This window comes from Hafnia sp., assembly GCF_036648275.1.
GTDB classification, from domain to species: Bacteria; Pseudomonadota; Gammaproteobacteria; order Enterobacterales; family Enterobacteriaceae; genus Hafnia; species Hafnia alvei.
Genome location: NZ_JAVXIQ010000001.1, coordinates 462,421 through 482,673, shown reverse-complemented (window position 1 = coordinate 482,673; position 20,253 = coordinate 462,421). Strand labels below are relative to the sequence as shown.

General features: G+C 47.5%; 17 protein-coding genes. 4 read left to right on the top strand and 13 right to left on the bottom strand.

Annotation, left to right across the window (positions count from 1 at the left end; all coding sequences use genetic code 11):
• Positions 1–248 precede the first annotated feature (248 nt).
• Positions 249–1,598, top strand: coding sequence for a cadaverine/lysine antiporter (cadB, locus tag RSC70_RS02425; RefSeq protein ID WP_332541535.1), 1,350 nt, complete (start codon positions 249–251; stop codon positions 1,596–1,598).
• A gap of 217 nt (positions 1,599–1,815) precedes the next feature.
• On the top strand, positions 1,816–2,880 hold the full coding sequence (gene potD, locus RSC70_RS02420) for a spermidine/putrescine ABC transporter substrate-binding protein PotD (protein WP_040045059.1): 1,065 nt from the start codon (positions 1,816–1,818) through the stop codon (positions 2,878–2,880).
• Positions 2,881–3,070: 190 nt separating this feature from the next.
• On the opposite strand, the gene ycfP is transcribed toward potD, so the two are convergent.
• The 12 genes from ycfP to RSC70_RS02360 all read right to left on the bottom strand — a co-directional run bounded on the left by ycfP (position 3,071) and on the right by RSC70_RS02360 (position 14,341).
• Complete coding sequence (gene ycfP / locus RSC70_RS02415) at positions 3,071–3,613, bottom strand: alpha/beta hydrolase YcfP (RefSeq protein ID WP_130986752.1); 543 nt, start codon at positions 3,611–3,613, stop codon at positions 3,071–3,073.
• Positions 3,614–3,681: 68 nt separating this feature from the next.
• Positions 3,682–4,701, bottom strand: coding sequence for a beta-N-acetylhexosaminidase (nagZ, locus tag RSC70_RS02410; RefSeq protein ID WP_103009623.1), 1,020 nt, complete (start codon positions 4,699–4,701; stop codon positions 3,682–3,684).
• A gap of 141 nt (positions 4,702–4,842) precedes the next feature.
• Complete coding sequence (locus RSC70_RS02405) at positions 4,843–5,709, bottom strand: phosphotransferase (RefSeq protein ID WP_332541530.1); 867 nt, start codon at positions 5,707–5,709, stop codon at positions 4,843–4,845.
• A 4-nt stretch (positions 5,710–5,713) separates the two neighbouring features.
• Positions 5,714–6,313, bottom strand: coding sequence for a penicillin-binding protein activator LpoB (gene lpoB / locus RSC70_RS02400; RefSeq protein ID WP_332541528.1), 600 nt, complete (start codon positions 6,311–6,313; stop codon positions 5,714–5,716).
• 30 nt (positions 6,314–6,343) lie between these two features.
• On the bottom strand, positions 6,344–6,733 hold the full coding sequence (locus RSC70_RS02395) for a YcfL family protein (RefSeq protein WP_040045064.1): 390 nt from the start codon (positions 6,731–6,733) through the stop codon (positions 6,344–6,346).
• Between the two features lie 54 nt (positions 6,734–6,787).
• The gene (gene hinT, locus RSC70_RS02390; protein ID WP_025801190.1) at positions 6,788–7,138 is read right to left on the bottom strand and encodes a purine nucleoside phosphoramidase; all 351 of its coding nucleotides are present in this window, start codon (positions 7,136–7,138) and stop codon (positions 6,788–6,790) included.
• A 189-nt stretch (positions 7,139–7,327) separates the two neighbouring features.
• Positions 7,328–8,326, bottom strand: a complete 999-nt coding sequence (oppF, locus tag RSC70_RS02385; RefSeq protein WP_332541526.1) for a murein tripeptide/oligopeptide ABC transporter ATP binding protein OppF — start codon at positions 8,324–8,326, stop codon at positions 7,328–7,330.
• On the bottom strand, positions 8,323–9,312 hold the full coding sequence (locus RSC70_RS02380; RefSeq protein WP_025801188.1) for an ABC transporter ATP-binding protein: 990 nt from the start codon (positions 9,310–9,312) through the stop codon (positions 8,323–8,325). Before RSC70_RS02380 ends, oppF begins: the two co-directional genes overlap by 4 nt.
• Positions 9,313–9,322: 10 nt before the next feature.
• Positions 9,323–10,231 carry an oligopeptide ABC transporter permease OppC gene (gene oppC, locus RSC70_RS02375; RefSeq protein ID WP_025801187.1) on the bottom strand — a complete coding sequence of 303 codons (909 nt, stop codon included), beginning with the start codon at positions 10,229–10,231 and terminating at the stop codon, positions 9,323–9,325.
• 15 nt (positions 10,232–10,246) lie between these two features.
• The gene (gene oppB, locus RSC70_RS02370; protein ID WP_040045066.1) at positions 10,247–11,167 is read right to left on the bottom strand and encodes an oligopeptide ABC transporter permease OppB; all 921 of its coding nucleotides are present in this window, start codon (positions 11,165–11,167) and stop codon (positions 10,247–10,249) included.
• Positions 11,168–11,303: 136 nt separating this feature from the next.
• On the bottom strand, positions 11,304–12,941 hold the full coding sequence (gene oppA, locus RSC70_RS02365; protein ID WP_234618409.1) for an oligopeptide ABC transporter substrate-binding protein OppA: 1,638 nt from the start codon (positions 12,939–12,941) through the stop codon (positions 11,304–11,306).
• A gap of 755 nt (positions 12,942–13,696) precedes the next feature.
• On the bottom strand, positions 13,697–14,341 hold the full coding sequence (locus RSC70_RS02360) for a YchE family NAAT transporter (RefSeq protein ID WP_025801184.1): 645 nt from the start codon (positions 14,339–14,341) through the stop codon (positions 13,697–13,699).
• Between the two features lie 595 nt (positions 14,342–14,936).
• Here RSC70_RS02360 and adhE point away from each other — a divergent pair.
• Positions 14,937–17,606: a bifunctional acetaldehyde-CoA/alcohol dehydrogenase gene (gene adhE / locus RSC70_RS02355; protein WP_063587252.1), complete on the top strand. Its 2,670-nt coding sequence runs from the start codon at positions 14,937–14,939 to the stop codon at positions 17,604–17,606.
• A gap of 396 nt (positions 17,607–18,002) precedes the next feature.
• Here the strand turns inward: adhE and RSC70_RS02350 are convergent, their stop codons facing one another.
• Complete coding sequence (locus RSC70_RS02350) at positions 18,003–18,578, bottom strand: thymidine kinase (protein ID WP_038502798.1); 576 nt, start codon at positions 18,576–18,578, stop codon at positions 18,003–18,005.
• A 611-nt stretch (positions 18,579–19,189) separates the two neighbouring features.
• On the opposite strand from RSC70_RS02350, the gene hns reads away from it, so the two are divergent.
• Positions 19,190–19,597 (top strand): histone-like nucleoid-structuring protein H-NS, encoded by a 408-nt coding sequence (hns, locus tag RSC70_RS02345; protein ID WP_025801182.1) that lies wholly within the window; start codon positions 19,190–19,192, stop codon positions 19,595–19,597.
• Positions 19,598–20,253 lie beyond the last annotated feature (656 nt).

The following is a 20,253-nucleotide window of genomic DNA, read 5'->3' as shown; positions in this document are numbered from 1 at the left end:
ATAATTATTATCAACACAACTTTTTTGCACACTTCTGCTAGCTTTATAACAAGCGCTATCTATAGAAATTGTCTATTCCTACAGCAATTACTATACAAAACTGTTTTAGCTCAAAGCATTGTCGTTAACGCTGGGGCAAATGTGATCCACATCGCAATTTGTCATATAATTCACTCAGGATTTCTTTCGATAAAACGACAGCATGCGGTGACGGAACACAGTGAATGCTTGATGTTAACGGGGCTAACATGGCGTCTTCTAAAAAAATCGGGCTTATTGCCTGTACCGGTATCGTCGCGGGAAACATGATGGGGAGTGGTATCGCGCTCCTGCCTGCGAACCTCGCCAAAATTGGTTCTATTGCACTCTTCGGCTGGATCATTACTTTAATCGGCGCCATGTCTTTGGCGTATGTCTTTGCACGTTTGACGACTCGCGACCCGCAGGTCGGTGGGCCTATCGCCTATGCAGGCCGGTTAGGCCCTGCGTTCGGTTTTCAAACTGCCGTTCTTTACTACCACGCTAACTGGATTGGTAATCTTGCCGACTGTTTGGCCGGTGTAGCTTATCTCTCGGTCTTTTTCCCTGCGCTCAATCACCCTATTCCCGCGGGTATCGCGAGCATTGTGATCATCTGGATCATGGCGCTGGTGAATATGATGGGCGGTAACTGGGTCAGTCGCTTAACCACGCTGGGATTAATTTTGGTTCTGGTGCCCGTGATTGGTACCGCCGTTGCTGGCTGGCATTGGTTTGATCCTGCGCTTTATCAGGCGAACTGGAATACCTCAACCCAAACCGATAGCAAAGCCGTTATGCACAGCATTTTGATTTGTCTGTGGGCGTTCGTCGGCGTGGAATCAGCCGCAGTCAGTTCAGGGTTAGTTAAAAACCCGCAGCGTACCGTGCCTATCGCCACTATGCTGGGTACCGCGCTGGCCGGTATCGTTTATATCTTGGCCACACAGGTGATGAGCGGCATGTTCCCTGCCGACGTGATGGCGAAAACCGGTGCACCGTTTGCTGCCAGTACCTCATTGATGGTCGGTAGTTGGGCCGCACCGGTGGTGTCTGCCTTTACTGCATTTGCCTGCCTCGCGGCGTTAGGCTCTTGGATGATGTTGGTGGGTCAGGCTGGCGTACGCGCCGCGCGCGACGGCAACTTCCCTAAAATTTACGGCGAGGTTGATAGCCACGGCGTACCGCGTAAAGGGATTATTTTGTCGGCCATAAAAATGACGCTGCTGATGGCGTTCATGACCTTTATGAGCTCGAAAGGCAGTAACTCATCCGATATTTTTGGGGAACTCATCGGGATCGCGGTTCTGCTTACCATGCTGCCGTATTTCTATTCCTGCGTAGCGTTGATTCGTATGGAAGGCGCTTCGCTGAGAAATATCGTGAGTGTGATGGCCGCAACCTTAGGCTGTATCTTCTGCTTTATCGCCCTGTCTGGCGCGGAAAATATCAAGTTAACCGCCACCTTTATCATTAGCTTAAGCATTTTGATGTTCTATGCCCGCAAGCAAGGGGAACATGAAAAAGCCTATGCGGCTCAACTTAAGAAAAATCCACCGCCTGACGATAACTTAGGATAAGCATTAACATCGTTCACTTTGCTGCGCCGCTATTATTTTTGATTAGCGGCGCAAATCTCTTTTGCCCCATCCGCTTTACCCCTACTCCCACGGCTCCTATAATGACCGCCCTGATGGCACGACTCCCATAAAAACGTTTTGTTCTTGTTGAAGTGTTCCATTCAGGACTCATAGAGATTTTCTCTTTATTTCGACCTTCACTATAGGGATACGCTGAATGAAAAAGTGGTCACCTCTGGTAGCCGCAGGTTTGTTGGCTTTGGGAGTAAATGCCGCAATCGCTGCCGATGCGCCGAAAACGGAAAATGACAATAACACTGTCTATTTCTACAACTGGACTGAATATGTGCCGCCGGGACTGCTTGAGCAGTTCACCAAGGAAACCGGCATTAAGGTGATTTATTCCACCTACGAGTCCAACGAAACTATGTATGCCAAGCTGAAGACCTATAAAAGCGGCGCATATGACTTAGTTGTACCTTCCACTTACTTTGTCTCCAAAATGAGTAAAGAAGGTATGCTGCAAAAGATCGACAAATCTAAGCTGACCAATTTCCATAACTTAGATCCAAACCTGCTGCACAAACCTTTCGATCCGGAAAATGATTATTCCATTCCGTATATCTGGGGAGCGACGGCAATCGGCGTTAATTCCGATGCTATTGATCCAAAAAGCGTGACCAGCTGGGCCGATCTGTGGAAGCCGGAATATAAAGGCAGCCTGCTGTTAACCGATGACGCACGCGAAGTGTTTCAGATGGCGCTGTTGAAGCTTGGATATTCAGGCAACACCACCGATCCCAAACAGATTGAAGCCGCTTATGAAGAGCTGAAAAAGCTGATGCCAAACGTGCTGGCCTTCAACTCAGATAACCCAGCCAACCCGTATATGGAAGGCGAAGTGAATCTGGGCATGGTTTGGAACGGTTCAGCGTTTGTCGCTCGCGAAGCTGGAACGCCGCTAGAGGTTATTTGGCCAAAAGAAGGTGGGATTTTCTGGATGGATAGCCTGTCGATTCCTGCAAACGCGAAAAACCCTGAAGGTGCGATGAAGCTAATTAACTTCCTGCTCCGCCCGGAAATCGCGGTACAGGTGGCGAAAACCATCGGTTATCCAACGCCGAACTTAGCCGCTCAGAAGATGTTGCCTAAATCAATTTCTGGCGATAAATCACTGTATCCTGACGCAGAAACCATCGCCCATGGCGAATGGCAAAATGACGTGGGCAGCGCCAGTGAAATTTACGAAAATTACTTCCAGAAGCTGAAAGCAGGCCGTTAATAAAGCCCTTTTGATTTGTTAGATATTAGGGGGGAACGTAGGGATGGGGTCGTAGCAGCTTTAGCTGCCGGAGTGCCCCACCCTACGGTAGCCCCGAGTATCTCGATCTTTCTGACAACCAACACACTCTATACGCCCACAGCATCCTGCTATGAAGAGTTCTTGGCGAATGATAAAACGACCTAAACCATCAAGAAACCGTTTTGAACGCGCGGATTTTTTGTAGGTGCTGCGACAAACTTTTAAATTTATGCGTTTGCTGCTCATCCCAGATAATTTCATAGAACGGCTGCAAATATTCAGCGCTACGCTGGCTGTCTAACACTTCATCAGTGCGAGAAAGCACCGCTAAACAGCGTTCGCGATTCTTCTCACGGAAGTTTTCCACGCACTTGGTCGCAATATCCAAATACTCTTCCGGACGGTCAATCTTACCCACCATGTTTTCCTGCGGGAACAAATTAGGATTGAACATCACCTGTCGAATACCGCACAGATAGCCAATACGCTCAGCCCAAAAACCGCCAAGGCCAACGCCGCAAATCAGCGCATGGCTATCACCGGCCTGCTGAACCACCTTATCGACTTCTTTCAGTAGATGCTGCATATCGTGGCGAGGATGGCGGGTGCTGTAGCTAATTAAACGCACGTCGGGATCGATGAATTGCAGCTGCATCACTTTTTCGTGATTGCCCGGACTGGTGGAATCAAAACCGTGAAGATAAATAATCATGTTCTCACTGCTCCCAAAAAGCGGCTAACTCTCAGCCGCTTTGCGTTATTGTCATTTGAGCGTCGAGCTTATGCTTTGCTCTCTTCCCAACGCAGATGAAGTTGCTCCAGCTCTTGATGCGCCGCTTTCCAGCGCGGTGAAGCCATTAACTCTTCACGTGTAAATTTACCATTATGATACAGGGCGCTAACGCGTTCTGCGGTGATCGGTGCCAAATTATCTAACACGCTTACCGCGCCAGCGCGATGATTACACACTAGAATCATATCGCAGCCAGCGTCCAGCGAGGCCTGCCCACGTTCGGCGTAGCTACCCATTACCGCAGCGCCTTCCATTGACAGATCGTCAGAGAAGATCACGCCGTTAAAGCCAAGCTGCTGGCGTAATACCTGCTTCAACCAATATGGCGAACCGCTGGCCGGAAGACTATCCGCCGCAGGGTAGATCACATGAGCAGGCATAATCGCGTCGAGCTTAGCGCGTGAATTCAGCTGGTTAAAAATAACCATATCATGATTAATGATTTCTTCCAGCGGACGTGGATCAATCGGGGTTTCTTTATGTGAGTCAGCGGTGACCGCGCCATGCCCTGGGAAATGCTTACCCGTAGTTTTCATGCCCGCTTCATGCATGCCATCGATGAAGCTTTCCGCCATACGAATCGCAATTTGCGGATCTTCATGGAAAGAACGTTCTCCAATGGCGGCGCTGCCGTGGCCAAGATCCAACACAGGTGCAAAACTGATATCGATATCCATCGCCATCATTTCGTTGGCCATCAACCAACCTGCTTCCTGCGCTAATCGGCGCCCTTCTGCATCGCTATTTATTGCGGCAAAAGACTGCGCGGCAGGCAGGCGCGTAAAGCCTTCGCGAAAGCGCTGCACTCGGCCGCCTTCCTGATCCACCGCAATAACCAGACGATTGCGTGACGCCGCACGGATCTGGCGCACCAATTCGCGAAGCTGCTCAGCATCATGGAAGTTTCGGGTAAATAAAATCAGACCGCCTACCAGCGGATGCTGCAAAATCTCACGCTCTTCGGCATCCAGTTCATAGGCTGCCACATCCAACATTACAGGACCCACAGGGATTCTCCTTTATACCCGTCATACTTGAAGCTGCATCCGTGTTGGCTACGCCAATTATTCAGGGTGTAGATATTAACTATATTGCGTGATGGCGTGGTTTTACGCCGTCAGTGTTTTATCGCGCATGCCGCATCTGTGCTACTTTCCCATTTTTAGCTGTGAAAGCAATAGATTGGCGGCCTCACGAAATGAATTCTGTTTTGATTGTTGCCAACGCACTTCATACCATAACCATGCCATATAATCGACGCGCGGCAGCCATTGCTCAACATGCTGTTGCAATTTTTTCGCATCACGATAGCCTCCGGCCTGTACGTATCGCTCCGTGAAATCGCGTCGCTGTGCATACTCCCAACCAAAACTACGGTACATAGCGGCCAGATCCAACGCAATATCGCCCACTGCGGCGTATTCCCAATCAATCAATCGCAGACCGTGATGCGTCAAAACGATGTTGCCCGGATGAATATCCATGTGCAGCAAAGCGACTTTCAACGGCTGAGGAACCTGGCGAGACTGCCAGTATTGATGAATTTTTAATCCTTGCGGCGTCACTCGCTGGCGGGAGCTTAGCTGGCGGTAGGATTGGCAATGACGGTGAAAATCACGCGCCTGCCCGCAGGGCTTTATGTTATGCAGTGCAACGATTTTTTCAGCTAAAGCGTGTAGATGTGGCTGATAGGTTGTGTCGTTGAGAACGTCGCCTGATAGCCATTCAGTGACTAGCCAGCCATCGTGAAGTCCTAAGCTTTGCGGTGCGAGATCATAGGCTGCCGCTAGCTGTAATGCGTGAGCTTCACGTTTGCGCTCAATACCTAACTGCGTTTTTTCAATCGTTTGAGGACGGATCAAATAAGTGACACCGTCACTCAATTGTGCTTTCCAATTGATACCCGTTAAGCCTTCGACCGGTGAAAGCTGCCATTCATGCGGCGCTACAGATGAAAAACAGCGGGCCAGAACGGCCCGCACAGAAATTAACGAGGGGTGAAAAGCATTCGACATAGAATCAGCGTGTCACGGCCCCGTTGCCAGACCAGATAATCTCACCGGTCTGCACTAACATCAGCTGCATCGCCACTTTAGGTGACTGCACATCGCCCTCTACCGTGCTATACAGCACGTATTGAGCATTAACAATGCGCGCTAAACCAATCGCTTTACGACGAGAACCTAAGCTATCTTCGGCAGATAACCCCAGTGACTGTTTGGCACTGGTGACCTGATTGGCGGGAACCAGCGTAAATTTATTCCCCTGCTGCAATGCTTTTTTCAATTCAGTCGTCGCATTTGATACCTGCAAGCTACCGTTGGTTTGGTTTTGCACGTTATCTACCAGCAAAACGCTGCCAGCGGTGACGTCTGGCGAGCCTAGCATCTGATTAATCAGCGGCGTTAAACTGGCACTCCAGTTGAAGCTTTGCACTTTTGGCGGCGTTGGCACCGTAGTCACCGGTGGCTGTTCAGGCGGCGTAGTCGGCACCGTCACCGGCGGCTGTGTTTGCGTTGGCTTTTCTGGTTCGGTTGTGGTTTCACTGCCTTGATGCGTGATCGTTTGACAGCCCGCCAGCACCATCGCCGCGAATGTCACACCTAAAAGCTTCTTCATCATCCCTCTCCCATGAGGTTATGGCTTAATTTATAGATAGAGGTAGAGGCGTACCTGTTTTGCTCGGGTATTCGCGCTTGTTGATTCCAAACGCACTTCTTGACCAGGGTTTAGCTTAATCGTCCGCGGTGGTTCATGTGGGAAGATATCGAGGCCCTTGGCGTCATACCAATAAAAACGGTAGTTCAGCGTGACGGGCTGTTGCTCTTCACCATAGCTCACGACCGCGCGGGCGACAGGATAGATATCCCCTGACGATACGGTTGGATTATCAGCCGTAACGCCTGCCGTGAGTACCGAAGGATCCATCACCACCCTCTGCCCATCGCTAACGGCGATATGACTCGGCGTGCTACACCCTGCGAGTAATGCCAGCGGCAAGATCACCGTCAATGTACATCTGGATAATGAGAATCGCATAACGGTGAACTCCAACTGAATATTTTCTGCCGAGCAAAACGAGGCAAAATGACATTAACGAGCGAGCAAAGGACCGAGTGAACGACCGCCCAGCAGATGCATGTGGATATGATAAACCTCCTGCCCCGCATGACGGTTGCAGTTGATAATCAGGCGATAGCCGTCTTCGGCAATGCCTTCCTGCTGCGCAATTTTTGCCGCCACCGTGACCATTCGGCCCAGCGCCGCTTCATCTTCTGGCTTAACGTCATTCACCGTTGGGATCAGCTGATTAGGGATAATCAGAATATGGCTAGGTGCCTGTGGAGAAATATCACGGAATGCAGTCACTAAGTCGTCCTGATAAACGATATCAGACGGGATCTCACGACGAATAATTTTGCTGAAAATAGTTTCTTCTGCCATGACGAATATCCTTTAGCAATCAATTGAGATAAAAATCTTGTGCTTGCAGTATGAGTAGAGCGAGCTCGGCTTTCAAGCCTGAGAGGGAGACAAATCATCAAGTGAGGGAAAATCAGCCGAAATAGCGCAGTCTTTCTCGCTATAAGTTTTATTAGTGGGGCACCTCCTTATGCCCCTGACGCTATCGTTCTAAAGCGGGTCCACCTTCAAACACGAAACCGCATGGCGGAAACTTCCCTCCATTAACGGTCGCGTTAATGCACATTCTGGCCCAGCAATTGGGCAGCGTGTACGGAACACGCAGCCTGATGGTGGATTGATCGGCGAAGGCAGTTCCCCTTCCAATAGCTGAATTTTTTTGTTGCGCTCTAAATCGGGGTCGGGAACCGGCACCGCAGACATCAGCGCTTTGGTGTATGGATGCTGAGGGTTGTGGTACACCTCATCATAGGTGCCGAGCTCAACCGCGTGGCCGAGATACATCACCAGAACGCGGTCGGAAATATGTTTCACCACGGCAAGATCGTGCGCGATAAAGATCAGTGACAGCCCCATTTCTCGCTGAAGCTGCTGTAGCAGGTTAACAACCTGCGCCTGAATCGACACATCGAGCGCAGAGACCGGTTCGTCGCAAATAATCAGCTTGGGTTCCAAAATCAGTGCGCGGGCAATCCCGATACGCTGGCACTGACCGCCTGAGAATTCATGAGGATAGCGGTTAATCAGGTTCGGCAATAAACCCACTTTCATCATCATGTTTCTAACACGTTCTTTCACCTCGCTGCGCGCCATCTTGGGATGGTACGTCCGCAGCGGCTCCGCAATGATTTCACCGATGGTCATACGCGGGTTCAGCGACGCCAGCGGATCTTGGAAGATCATCTGGATGTCGTGGCGAACGTCGTGCCAGTGTTTGGCGTCCATTCCCAGCAGATTCTTGCCGAGCCACGCCACACGGCCATCAGTCGCTTTCACTAAACCAATTAATGCACGTGCCAGCGTTGATTTTCCGCAGCCCGACTCACCGACCACGCCTAAGGTTTCGCCTTCATACAGGCGCAGCGTCACGCCGTCGACCGCTTTCAACGTTTTGGCTGGCTGCCAGAACCACGCTTTGTTGTCTTTTATCTCGAAGTGAACCTTCAGGTCGGCGACTTCAAGCAATACTTTTTTGTCTTCGCTGCTCATGCCAACTCCTCCACGGTTCTAAAGCAGGCGCGTAAACGCCCTTCACCAAACGACTCCAACGGCGGCATTTGCATACACTGCTCAGTGGAGTGAGGGCAACGCGGTTGGAATGGGCAACCTTTCGGCAGGCGCAACAGATTAGGTGGATTGCCAGGGATGGTCAGCAGAGATTCATTTTCGCCGTCTAAACGCGGTACAGCGTTTAGCAGGCCAATCGAATAGGGATGGCTAGGCGAATAGAACACGTCGCGCGCTTGACCGTACTCCATGGTGCGCCCCGCATACATCACCAGAACTTTGTCACAGATGCCCGCAACCACGCCCAGATCGTGAGTGATCATGATAATCGCGGTATTAAACTCGCTTTTCAGCTCATTGAGCAGCGTCATTATTTGTGCCTGAACCGTAACGTCCAGCGCAGTCGTGGGTTCATCGGCGATCAAAAGTTTTGGCCGACACAGCAGCGCCATAGCAATCATCACTCGTTGGCGCATACCACCGGAAAATTCATGTGGGAACATGCGCATGCGTTTACGCGCTTCCGGCATTTTTACAGCATCAAGCATACGCACTGACTCTTCGAAGGCCTGTGCTTTACTCATGCCTTTATGCAGCATCAGCACTTCCATCAACTGTTCACCGACGCGCATGTAAGGGTTCAGCGACGTCATCGGATCTTGGAAGATCATCGCAATCTCTTCGGCACGCAGTTTATTAAGCTGCTTCTCCGGTAGATTGAGTATTTCACGCCCGTTGAACAGCGCGGAGCCACCGATACGGCCGTTTTGTGCCAACAATCCCATCAGCGCAAACGCCGTTTGTGATTTACCTGACCCCGACTCGCCAACGATACCGAGCGTCTCACCCGCTCGCAGCGAGAAGTTTAAATCGTTGACCGCCGTGACATCGCCGTCGTTGGTGGTAAAGGTGACGCGGAGATCTTTTACCGCCAGCAGTCGCTCTGCGCTTTTATCTGTTGTCATCATCGTAAACTCCTTAACGATCTTTCGGGTCGAGGGCATCACGCAGGCCATCGCCGATAAAGTTGAAACAGAATAGCGTTACAACCAGAAACGCAGCGGGATACATCAGCAGCCACGGAGAGACTTCCATCGAGTTGGCGCCATCGCTTAACAACGCACCCCAACTGCTTAACGGTTCCTGAGTCCCTAGCCCTAAGAAGCTGAGGAAGGATTCAAACAAAATCATGCTCGGCACCAATAAAGACGCATACACCACCACCACGCCCAGCACGTTGGGAACAATGTGCCGAGTGACAATTTTGCGTGTGGATACACCGCCCACCAGCGCCGCTTCGATAAATTCTTTGCGCTTCAGGCTCAGCGTTTGTCCACGCACGATACGCGCCATGTCCAACCACGACACCATGCCGATCGCCACAAAGATCAGCAGGATGTTTTGCCCAAAGAAGGTTACTAGCAAAATCACGAAAAACATAAATGGGAAGGAGTTGAGGATCTCGAGCAGGCGCATCATCACCGAGTCGGTTTTGCCACCCACGTAACCGGCCATCGCGCCATACAAGGTGCCAACGACCACCGCAACCAGCGCCGCCGCAATCCCTACCATTAACGAAATGCGGCCACCAATCGCCACACGCACCAGCAAATCACGCCCGGAGGAGTCAGTACCAAAGTAGTGTCCTGACTCCATATCTGGCGCCGATGACATCATTCCCCAATCAGTATCGTCATAGGCAAATTGCGACAGCATCGGGGCAAAAATCACAAATAGCGCGATCAAGCTAAGGACAAACAGGCTCGCCAACGCAGCGCGGTTATGAACGAAACGGCGGCGCGCATCCTGCCACAGGCTGCGCCCTTCCACTTCCAGTTGTTCACCGAAGTTTTCGACCACCTGCGCATTTTTTTTATTCAGTAACATATGCGATCTCCCGAATCAGTAGCGGATTTTCGGATCGATGACGGCATAAAGCACATCGACAATCGCGTTAAACAGGATGGTCAGCGCACCAACCAAAATGGTTAGGCTCAGCACCAGGGAATAGTCACGGTTCAGAGCACCGTTAACAAACAGCTGGCCAATGCCCGGCAATCCATAAATAGTTTCAATAACCATCGAGCCCGTAATAATGCCAACAAAGGCTGGGCCTAAATAAGAGAGCACCGGTAGCAATGCCGGTTTCAATGCGTGGCGCAAAATAATGCGATGCATCGGTAAGCCTTTCGCCCGTGCGGTACGAATAAAGTTGGAATGCAGAACTTCAATCATGGAGCCACGTGTAATACGCGCGATGCTGGCAATATAAGCTAACGAAAGTGCCACCATCGGCAAAATCATGAATTTGAGCGCCCCACCGTTCCACCCGCCTCCCGGTAGCCATTTCAACTGAATGGCAAAAATTAACACCAATAACGGCGCAACCACGAAACTGGGTATGACAATACCGGTCATGGCCACCCCCATAACCGCATAATCCCATTTGCTATTTTGTTTTAGCGCAGCTAACACGCCCGCCGTCACACCAAAAACCACCGCTAATAAAAATGCCGCAAAACCTAATTTGGCCGAAACAGGAAACGACGCACTCACTAAATCATTAACGGAATAATCTTTATATTTAAACGAAGGGCCAAAATCACCGTGGCCTAATTGCACTAAATAATGCCCGTATTGTTTCCAGATAGGATCGTTAAGGTGATATTTCGCTTCGATATTAGCCAAAACTTCTGGCGGCAAAGCGCGTTCACCGGTAAATGGGCTACCCGGCGCTAAGCGCATCATGAAGAATGAGATGGTGATCAGGATAAATAGCGTCGGTATCGCTTCAAGCAAGCGCCGAAAGATAAATTTTAACATTGCCCTAGCCCTGCACTTCAGCCTTATGGCTGATTATATTTTTGAAAAGTGGCGAGGTTACCCTGCCACTGCTACTTCTATATCGACTATCAACGCCGTAGCCTTATTTGTTACGGCGTTGATAAATTTAGATATATTAGTGCTGAATAATGTACAAGTTTTTATCGTATACGTTATCTTGCGGATCTTTACCGGTATAACCACCTACATATGGTTTCACCAGACGCGCATTGACGTAGTAATAGACAGGGACAATGGCAGAATCTTTATCAAGCTGCTGTTCAGCCTGTTGATAAACGGCGGCTCGCGCCTCTTTGCTGCTAGTTTGCAGTGCGCCAGCCATGATTTTATCAAAGGCTGCGCTCTTATAGTGAGGGGTGTTACTGCTGCTGTCAGACAGCATCATATTCAGGAATGAACTTGGCTCGTTGTAATCCGCACACCAGCCCGCACGCGAAACATCGTAAGTGCCCTGATGGCGGGTATCCAAGAAGGTTTTCCACTCTTGGTTTTCCAGCTTAACGTTCACGCCCAGATTTTTCTTCCAGATTGAAGCGGCGGCAATCGCCAATTTTTTGTGTAGATCGGAAGTGTTGTAAAGCAGGTTAAACGTGAGTGGCTTATCTGGGCCATAACCCGCAGCGGCGAGCAACTTCTTCGCTTCTTCGTTGCGTTTTTCCTGTGACCAACCAAACCACTCTGGCGGAGTTAACTTAGCGCCATCGGTATAAGGCGGGGTGAAACTGTAAGCTGGCAGATCGCCCTGATTCTTAACTTTATTCACGATGATATCGCGATCCATCCCTAACTTGAGCGCCTCGCGCACGCGTTCATCGTTAAACGGTGGTTTCTGGTTATTAATTTCATAGTAGTAGGTACACAGATAGGGATCGGCTTTAACTTCCTGCGGGATCTCTTTTTTCAATTTCTGGAATAGTTCGATCGGCATATTATTATAGGTGACATCAATTTCGCCGGTACGGTAGCGGTTAACGTCGGTCACTTCAGAAGCGATAGGTAGGAACGTCACTTTATTAATAACGGTTTTCGCATTATCCCAATATTCAGGGTTACGCTCTAAAACAATACGCTCGTTAACGACCCAATCTTTTAATTTATAAGCGCCGTTGCTTACGTAGTTTTCAGGCAGCGTCCATTTGTCGCCAAATTTTTCCACCACGGCTTTGTTCACCGGTTTCATGGCGTAATGAGACGTCATTTCCGCTAAATACGGTACAGGTTCGGTTAACGTAATTTGGAAGGTTTTATCATCAAGCGCTTTCACGCCCAGCGTCGATTTATCTTTTTTGCCTGAAATAATGTCATCTACGTTTTCAACATGAGCGTATTGCAGATAACTGGCGTAAGGCGATGCCGTTTTTGGATCAACAATGCGCTGCCAGCTATAAACAAAATCTTCTGCGGTAACAGGCTGACCATTTGACCATTTAGCATCAGGACGAATATGGAAAGTCCATACTTTAAAATCCTTATTATCCCAACTCACCGCCGTGCCTGGGATAGTTTTACCCTGCGGATCATGCTGGGTTAATCCTTCCATCAAATCATTAGTGACGTTGTTTTCAGGCACGCCTTCAATTTTATGCGGGTCTAATGACTGAACTTCCGAACCGTTATTTTTAACCAGCTCCTGTTTATCGGCCAGTTTTACACCGGCAGGAACATCCGCCGCCTGCACCTGCGCAATGCTAAACATGCCCAATGCCGCCATAACGCTTACGGCCAGTAAATTCTTTTTGATGTGTTTGCTCATTGTATACCCACTCCCCTTTAATAAGATGCCCATTAGGACATGCCAACTTTTGTTAGCTTTTATGGCCACACCAACAAGGAACGAAGTTGTCGGCGTGATAGGTGGTTTTAAAACGTCATTACCCTTTCAGATCTAGAACTTTTACTGACAACACTCTTTGACTCAGATCAGACGTCAAAATATTCAGCAGAATTTTTCAATTAATACTTCAGCACAAAGTTTTCTCATCAACGCTAAGCGTAGTGATTATGCCCAGAAGCTAACAGATGGTTAAAATCACTGCTAATTATTTTTATAGAAATGTTACGCAATTCTCTTTATTGAAACGATGACGTTCTGACAGACTGCACTGAGGGAGGGGAAAGATCAATGATAACTCGCTGATATAACATAATATCTTTTCTTGAAGCTATGTTATAAAGAGAATCATTCAGTCTTAAGGAAAGTCATGAAGTAATACATCGTTAAATTAACAAATGTAAGCAGATTCAACCATTGATGATCTTATGAGCATTCGATAAGCCCGCTAATAACGTGTTTCAACAGAATGTTATGATGTGATTTTCTGAACAAAATTTGTGCTTATTACGTCAATAAATCATCACGCAAGTAAAACAAACTTATTGAAATAGCGCAGGTTTATAGCTGAAATGAGGAATAGCGGTCTATTAAGGCAACTATGTGGACCAGTTAAAAAAACCGCCATCGGCATTGCCGACAGCGGTTTCATCAGGTCACAATATTTGAAGGGTTATTTATAACAGGCCAGGGAAAATCGATCGTAATCCCGTAACAATAAATTCAATGCCTAACGCCATTAATAGCAGACCCATAATTCGCGTGATGACGTTAATACCCGTTTGGCCTAAAAGACGAACCAGCAGCGGTGCGGCCCTAAACAGTAGCCAACAACAAAACGCAAACAGAATAATAGCCAGAGAGAAACCAAGCAGGTTTTGCCAACCATGGTAGCGAGAACTCCACACTATCGTGGAGCTGATGGCGCCGGGCCCAGCCATTAATGGCAACGCCAGTGGCACAACACCCACGTTTTCTCGGATCGCAGTTTCTGATTTTTCTTGTTTGTTCTGCTTATCCTCGCCCAGCTTCCCGCTAATCATCGACATCGCAATCGTCACCACCAAGATCCCACCCGCAATGCGGAAGGAATCAATCGAGATGCCAAAGAACATCAGTATTGAATCACCCAGCAATAAAGAAGAGATCAAAATGATGGCAACCGACGTGTTAGCCGTCAGGTTGGTTTTGTTGCGCGCCGCAACCGCCTGATAGCTCGTCATACTGATAAACACCGGCAGAATACCCACTGGGTTTACCAATGCGAAGAGACCAACAAAAAACTTAATGTAACCAGATAAATCCAGCAAAGACTGGCTCACCATGCTCTCCAAAACCATGTTAATAACGCGACTGTCATTCTTAACATTGTCACTAGCAAACGGGCTGGGCAAACAATGTTAGCAAATCACAATAGAAGTGATACGTTCTTGCGGCGTAATGTAATGGAAATAGTGGCCCCGATCTATGCTCAATGTACTAATTTCTTACTGCATTTAACCGGAAGCATAAAAAGAGGCTCATTGTTGCAAAATTGTTTTATTTTATCGATACTTCGCTGCAAAATACGGCTCTTTTAGTTGTTAATGATAAAGACTCTCAACACCGCACTGCTGAAAGGTGTCAGCTTGACATTTTTGTGAGCCAAATCACAAAACAACTACCTAAGAATGGGTAAGCTCAGAGTCACAGTAAAGGCCTGCTATTATCATCTGGCCCACTGATTAGCAGAAAGCCAAACCGTTCATGTTTAACACAGGCTTTACTTCTCCACTGCTAGCTAAGCTGTTTTAGCAAATCAGCCAACGGGAACTTTTCAGCAAGTGAAGTTTCTGAAAGAGAGCACATTTATCTGTCTATACTTGTTGCTTGTGCGGCTCATTGACTAAAAAAGTTTAACATTATCAGGAGAGCATTATGGCTGTAACCAATATCGCTGAACTAGATGCGTTAGTAGCACGTGTTAAAAAAGCCCAGCGTGAGTTTGCCAATTACACTCAAGAGCAAGTAGATAAAATCTTCCGCGCCGCCGCTCTGGCTGCTGCTGATGCCCGTATCCCATTGGCTAAATTAGCCGTTGAGGAATCAGGTATGGGTATCGTGGAAGATAAAGTGATTAAAAACCACTTTGCATCTGAATATATCTATAACGCATACAAAGATGAAAAAACCTGTGGCATCCTGTCTCAGGACGACACTTTCGGTACTATCACCATTGCAGAGCCTATCGGTATCATCTGCGGTATCGTACCGACCACTAACCCAACGTCTACGGCCATCTTCAAGGCACTAATCAGCCTGAAAACCCGTAACGGTATCATCTTCTCTCCGCATCCTCGTGCCAAAAACGCCACGAATAAAGCCGCGGATATCGTTTTGCAGGCTGCTATCGCAGCTGGCGCACCAAAAGACATCATCGGCTGGATCGATCAGCCTAGCGTTGAACTGTCTAACCAACTTATGCATCACCCAGACATTAACCTGATTCTGGCCACCGGTGGCCCAGGCATGGTTAAAGCAGCGTATAGCTCTGGTAAACCTGCTATCGGCGTTGGTGCAGGTAACACTCCGGTTGTTGTTGACGAAACTGCCGACATCAAACGTGTTGTCGCTTCTATCCTGATGTCTAAAACCTTCGACAACGGCGTGATCTGTGCTTCAGAACAGTCCGTTATCGTAGTTGACTCTGTATATGATGCAGTACGTGAGCGTTTTGCTACTCACGGCGGCTACATGCTGCAAGGTAAAGAATTGAAAGCCGTTCAGGACATCATCCTGAAAAACGGTGGCCTGAATGCGGCTATCGTAGGCCAGCCAGCCACTGAAATTGCAAAAATGGCCGGTATTACTGTTCCAGCGACCACCAAAATCCTGATTGGTGAAGTGAAAGTTGTTGATGAGTCTGAGCCATTCGCTCATGAAAAACTGTCACCAACGCTAGCAATGTATCGCGCTAAAAACTTTGAAGAAGCTGTCACTAAAGCTGAGAAACTGGTTGAGATGGGTGGTATCGGCCATACCTCTTGCCTGTATACCGATCAGGATAACCAACCTGAGCGTGTAAATTACTTCGGCGAAAAAATGAAGACTGCACGTATCCTGATCAACACCCCTGCTTCTCAGGGTGGTATCGGTGACCTGTATAACTTCAAACTTGCTCCATCTTTGACTCTGGGTTGTGGTTCTTGGGGTGGTAACTCCATCTCTGAAAACGTCGGGCCTAAACACCTGATGAACAAAAAAACCGTGGCGAAGCGAGCAGAAAACATGTTGTGGCATAAACTTCCGAAATCTATCTACTTCCGCCGTGGCTCTCTGCCAATCGCGCTGGATGAAGTAGCATCTGATGGTGCAAAACGTGCCTTCATCGTGACTGACCGCTTCCTGTTCAACAATGGTTATGCAGATCAGATCACCAAAGTCCTGAAAGGCCACGGGATCGAAACTGAAGTCTTCTTCGAAGTTGAAGCTGACCCAACGCTGAGCATCGTACGTAAAGGTGCAGAGCTGATGAACTCCTTCAAACCAGACGTGATTATCGCGCTGGGTGGTGGTTCACCAATGGACGCAGCTAAAATCATGTGGGTGATGTACGAACATCCTGAAACCCACTTTGAAGAATTGGCTCTGCGCTTCATGGATATCCGTAAGCGTATCTACAAGTTCCCTAAAATGGGCGTGAAAGCGAAAATGATCGCCGTCACCACCACTTCAGGTACTGGTTCAGAAGTCACTCCGTTTGCCGTGGTAACCGATGATGCAACAGGTCAGAAATATCCACTGGCTGACTATGCATTAACACCAGACATGGCTATCGTTGATGCGAACTTAGTGATGAACATGCCAAAATCACTGTGTGCGTTCGGTGGTTTGGATGCCGTGACCCATGCTTTAGAAGCTTACGTTTCTGTTCTGGCTAACGAATACTCTGACGGTCAGGCTCTGCAAGCGCTGAAACTGCTGAAAGAAAACCTGCCAGCAAGCTACCACGAAGGGGCGAAAAACCCAGTTGCCCGTGAACGTGTTCACAACGCGGCAACTATCGCTGGTATCGCATTTGCCAACGCCTTCTTGGGTGTATGTCACTCCATGGCCCACAAACTGGGTTCTGAGTTCCATATCCCACACGGCTTAGCAAACGCCCTGCTGATTTCTAACGTTATCCGCTATAACGCGAACGATAACCCAACTAAACAGACTGCTTTCAGCCAGTATGACCGCCCTCAGGCTCGTCGTCGTTATGCTGAAATTGCAGACCATTTAGGTCTGAGCGCACCGGGCGACCGTACTGCCGCGAAGATTGAAAAACTGTTGGCATGGTTGGATAGCATCAAGGCAGATCTGGGTATTCCAGCATCTATCCGTGAAGCTGGCGTTCAAGAAGCAGACTTCTTGGCTAAAGTGGACAAACTGTCTGAAGATGCCTTCGATGACCAGTGTACCGGTGCGAACCCGCGCTACCCACTGATCTCAGAACTGAAGCAAATTCTGATGGATACTTTCTACGGTCGTGAGTTCAGCGAATCACTCGAAGTTGAAGCCGTAAAAGCACCTGCTGCTAAAGCTGAGAAAAAATCTAAGAAATAATTAGATTTCCTTATATAAATATAAAACCCGCCGCTGGCGGGTTTTTTTATGCCTATTGAATATCCCTATTCACTCAATGCTTCTCTATCTTCAGAAGATGGGAAAGACATATAAACGAGTACGTCACCAAACATCCAATCCCCTGCTCCATGCGGCAATATTCAGCCAACATCACAAGTCTGACTACAGATTAATGATTTAAGCAGGAGGAAATATAGAAGGCGTTAAAGATCGATGTCAGTGCATCGGTAACAGATTGGTATATAGAATGTGTACGATTATGCAATGCGCAAACTTGAACTGGGGAATATGTTTATCTTTCGACACACGCCCTGAGAAGACGTGTGCCTCATTATCTATACTCTGCCGATGCTCAGCAGCAACGTACAGCAAGTATCACGCTAACGCGTCTTTATAGTGCTTACGGCAGACTGAGACGTAGCTTTCATTGCCACCAATCACAACCTGCTCGCCATCCTTTAATGCTTTACCGTGCTCGTCTAGACGTAGCACCATATTCGCTTTGCGTCCGCAGTGGCAAATCGTTTTAAGCTCAACCAGTTTATCCGCCCAGGCTAATAGGTATTGGCTTCCCCCAAACAGCTCACCGCGAAAATCTGTTCTTAATCCGTAGCACAATACTGGGATATCCAAGTTATCTACAACATCAGAAAGTTGATTAACCTGATCTTTGGTCAGGAATTGACACTCATCCACTAACACGCAGTTGACTGGCAAAACATCATTTTCCTGCCGAATCATATCGAACAGAGGTGTTTCGCTATTATAAAGTTGAGCCTGTGAACTCAGACCAATACGTGAGCTCACTTTTCCCACACCAAAACGATTGTCAATTTCTGCGGTAAACACCAGCGTACGCATTCCTCGTTCCTGATAGTTATAGGAAGATTGAAGTAACGCCGTTGATTTTCCCGCATTCATCGCTGAATAATAAAAATATAGTTGTGCCACAACCTGCTCTAAGCCCCATATAGAATCGCGTAACTGGCCGGATTTTATCACAGCCAACGCACTGATGATGGCATAAAGTTATGAAAAAAAATGCCTAGCCAATCGCGTTATTCATAAAGCCTGTATCTATATCAATATCTGATAAAACAATATTTTGTCTAAAAATGCGAGGGACGCAACACTCTGTTAAGAAATGATGTCACACCAAACTCTGATTTTGCTAATTGATGGGATCGTTACTATAAAGGGATTTAGCACCCTAGTTTTTCCGATAATTCTCACCAGCTTTTGCCTTATATTTGCAATGTGGAGTGTGACAGCGCTTAAAGATCTGTAGATTTAATCAACAAAAAATATCCGCCTTGAAACATAACAACGCCGTCAATACGATTATATTTTAATAGACTTCGGTTTGGTGCTTTAGCTGCTTTGAACTCCATGTTGTAATCTGAATAACAAGTAGCTATATTCGTTATAGTGTTTAAAGAAGCATTATTTGCTTATATTACGAAATATTTTGCTAATCTTACAAAATTCACTATTGCGTTAAATAAACTGGCACTCTATTATAATCGAGACGCCCCCCACCAATATAATTTGAGATTAGGACAATGAGCGAAGCATTAAAAATTCTGAACAACATCCGTACTCTTCGTGCTCAGGCTAGAGAATGCACTTTAGAAACTCTGGAAGAAATGCTGGAGAAATTGGAAGTTGTTGTAAACGAACGTCGTGAAGAAGATAGTCAGGCACAAGCTGAGATCGAAGAACGTACTCGTAAATTACAGCAATACCGCGAAATGCTGATTGCTGACGGTATCGATCCTAATGAACTGCTGCAGACTATGGCTGCTGGTAAAGTAGCAGGTAAAGCAAAACGCGCTGCGCGTCCTGCTAAATACCAGTATGTTGACGAAAATGGCGAAACTAAAACCTGGACTGGCCAAGGCCGTACTCCAGCTGTGATTAAGCAAGCTATCGAAGAACAAGGTAAGTCTCTGGACGATTTCCTGCTGTAATTTTCTTCTGAACATTACAACTAAATCTGTATAAATAGCCTCTTATGAGGCTATTTTTTTATCCATATTTTACTAATGGACTTATGCATCTAAACCCTTACGTATAGCAATTCATTCTATGCACGCAAATAAATTCAATTTTTAAAATCCATTTTGAATAGCATGTCACGACAGTCCATACGGCAAGATACTGTGCCCATTTGCAATATGGCTGAAGAAAACCACGCCACTGTGGCATACCCTCCTCTGTGAGTGTACAGAGGCGCTCCTACGTTTCTGTAGGACTTATCTTTCACGCTGTAGAATTACTAGTAATGGACGTGTTCTAGATTAATTTCTACCATTGCGGTAGGCATAGAAACAACTGATAACCATGCATTTAAAATACCTTAAATTGATAGTAAACATCTGAGTAATAAACAACAGTAACTATGGTTATATTGATATAATCAATCTTCAGCAAAGTTAATATTTTTTTGATTTACCCCCGATATATACCACAAACAAGGTATGGGATTGTTCCCGTATAGCCTTAATTCAAGAGAAATCCCGTTAGGCGAGACGCCATTATTAAAAAAGACTTATCTTTTGATCCTTTCAGGGCATTGCTTTAGGCAGATTGAGTATTGCGAAGCGATTGAGAAGGAATTTAAATC

Coding starts and splice junctions, on each gene's coding strand:
- oppB (WP_040045066.1), bottom strand. CDS start 11,167: ATGTTAAAATTTATCTTTCGGCGCTTGCTTGAAGCGATACCGACGCTA.
- ycfP (WP_130986752.1), bottom strand. CDS start 3,613: ATGATTATTTATCTTCACGGTTTTGATTCCACCAGTCCGGGCAATCAC.
- RSC70_RS02380 (WP_025801188.1), bottom strand. CDS start 9,312: ATGATGACAACAGATAAAAGCGCAGAGCGACTGCTGGCGGTAAAAGAT.
- hns (WP_025801182.1), top strand. CDS start 19,190: ATGAGCGAAGCATTAAAAATTCTGAACAACATCCGTACTCTTCGTGCT.
- oppF (WP_332541526.1), bottom strand. CDS start 8,326: ATGAGCAGCGAAGACAAAAAAGTATTGCTTGAAGTCGCCGACCTGAAG.
- oppA (WP_234618409.1), bottom strand. CDS start 12,941: ATGAGCAAACACATCAAAAAGAATTTACTGGCCGTAAGCGTTATGGCG.
- RSC70_RS02405 (WP_332541530.1), bottom strand. CDS start 5,709: ATGTCGAATGCTTTTCACCCCTCGTTAATTTCTGTGCGGGCCGTTCTG.
- potD (WP_040045059.1), top strand. CDS start 1,816: ATGAAAAAGTGGTCACCTCTGGTAGCCGCAGGTTTGTTGGCTTTGGGA.
- adhE (WP_063587252.1), top strand. CDS start 14,937: ATGGCTGTAACCAATATCGCTGAACTAGATGCGTTAGTAGCACGTGTT.
- oppC (WP_025801187.1), bottom strand. CDS start 10,231: ATGTTACTGAATAAAAAAAATGCGCAGGTGGTCGAAAACTTCGGTGAA.
- cadB (WP_332541535.1), top strand. CDS start 249: ATGGCGTCTTCTAAAAAAATCGGGCTTATTGCCTGTACCGGTATCGTC.
- RSC70_RS02395 (WP_040045064.1), bottom strand. CDS start 6,733: ATGCGATTCTCATTATCCAGATGTACATTGACGGTGATCTTGCCGCTG.
- lpoB (WP_332541528.1), bottom strand. CDS start 6,313: ATGAAGAAGCTTTTAGGTGTGACATTCGCGGCGATGGTGCTGGCGGGC.
- hinT (WP_025801190.1), bottom strand. CDS start 7,138: ATGGCAGAAGAAACTATTTTCAGCAAAATTATTCGTCGTGAGATCCCG.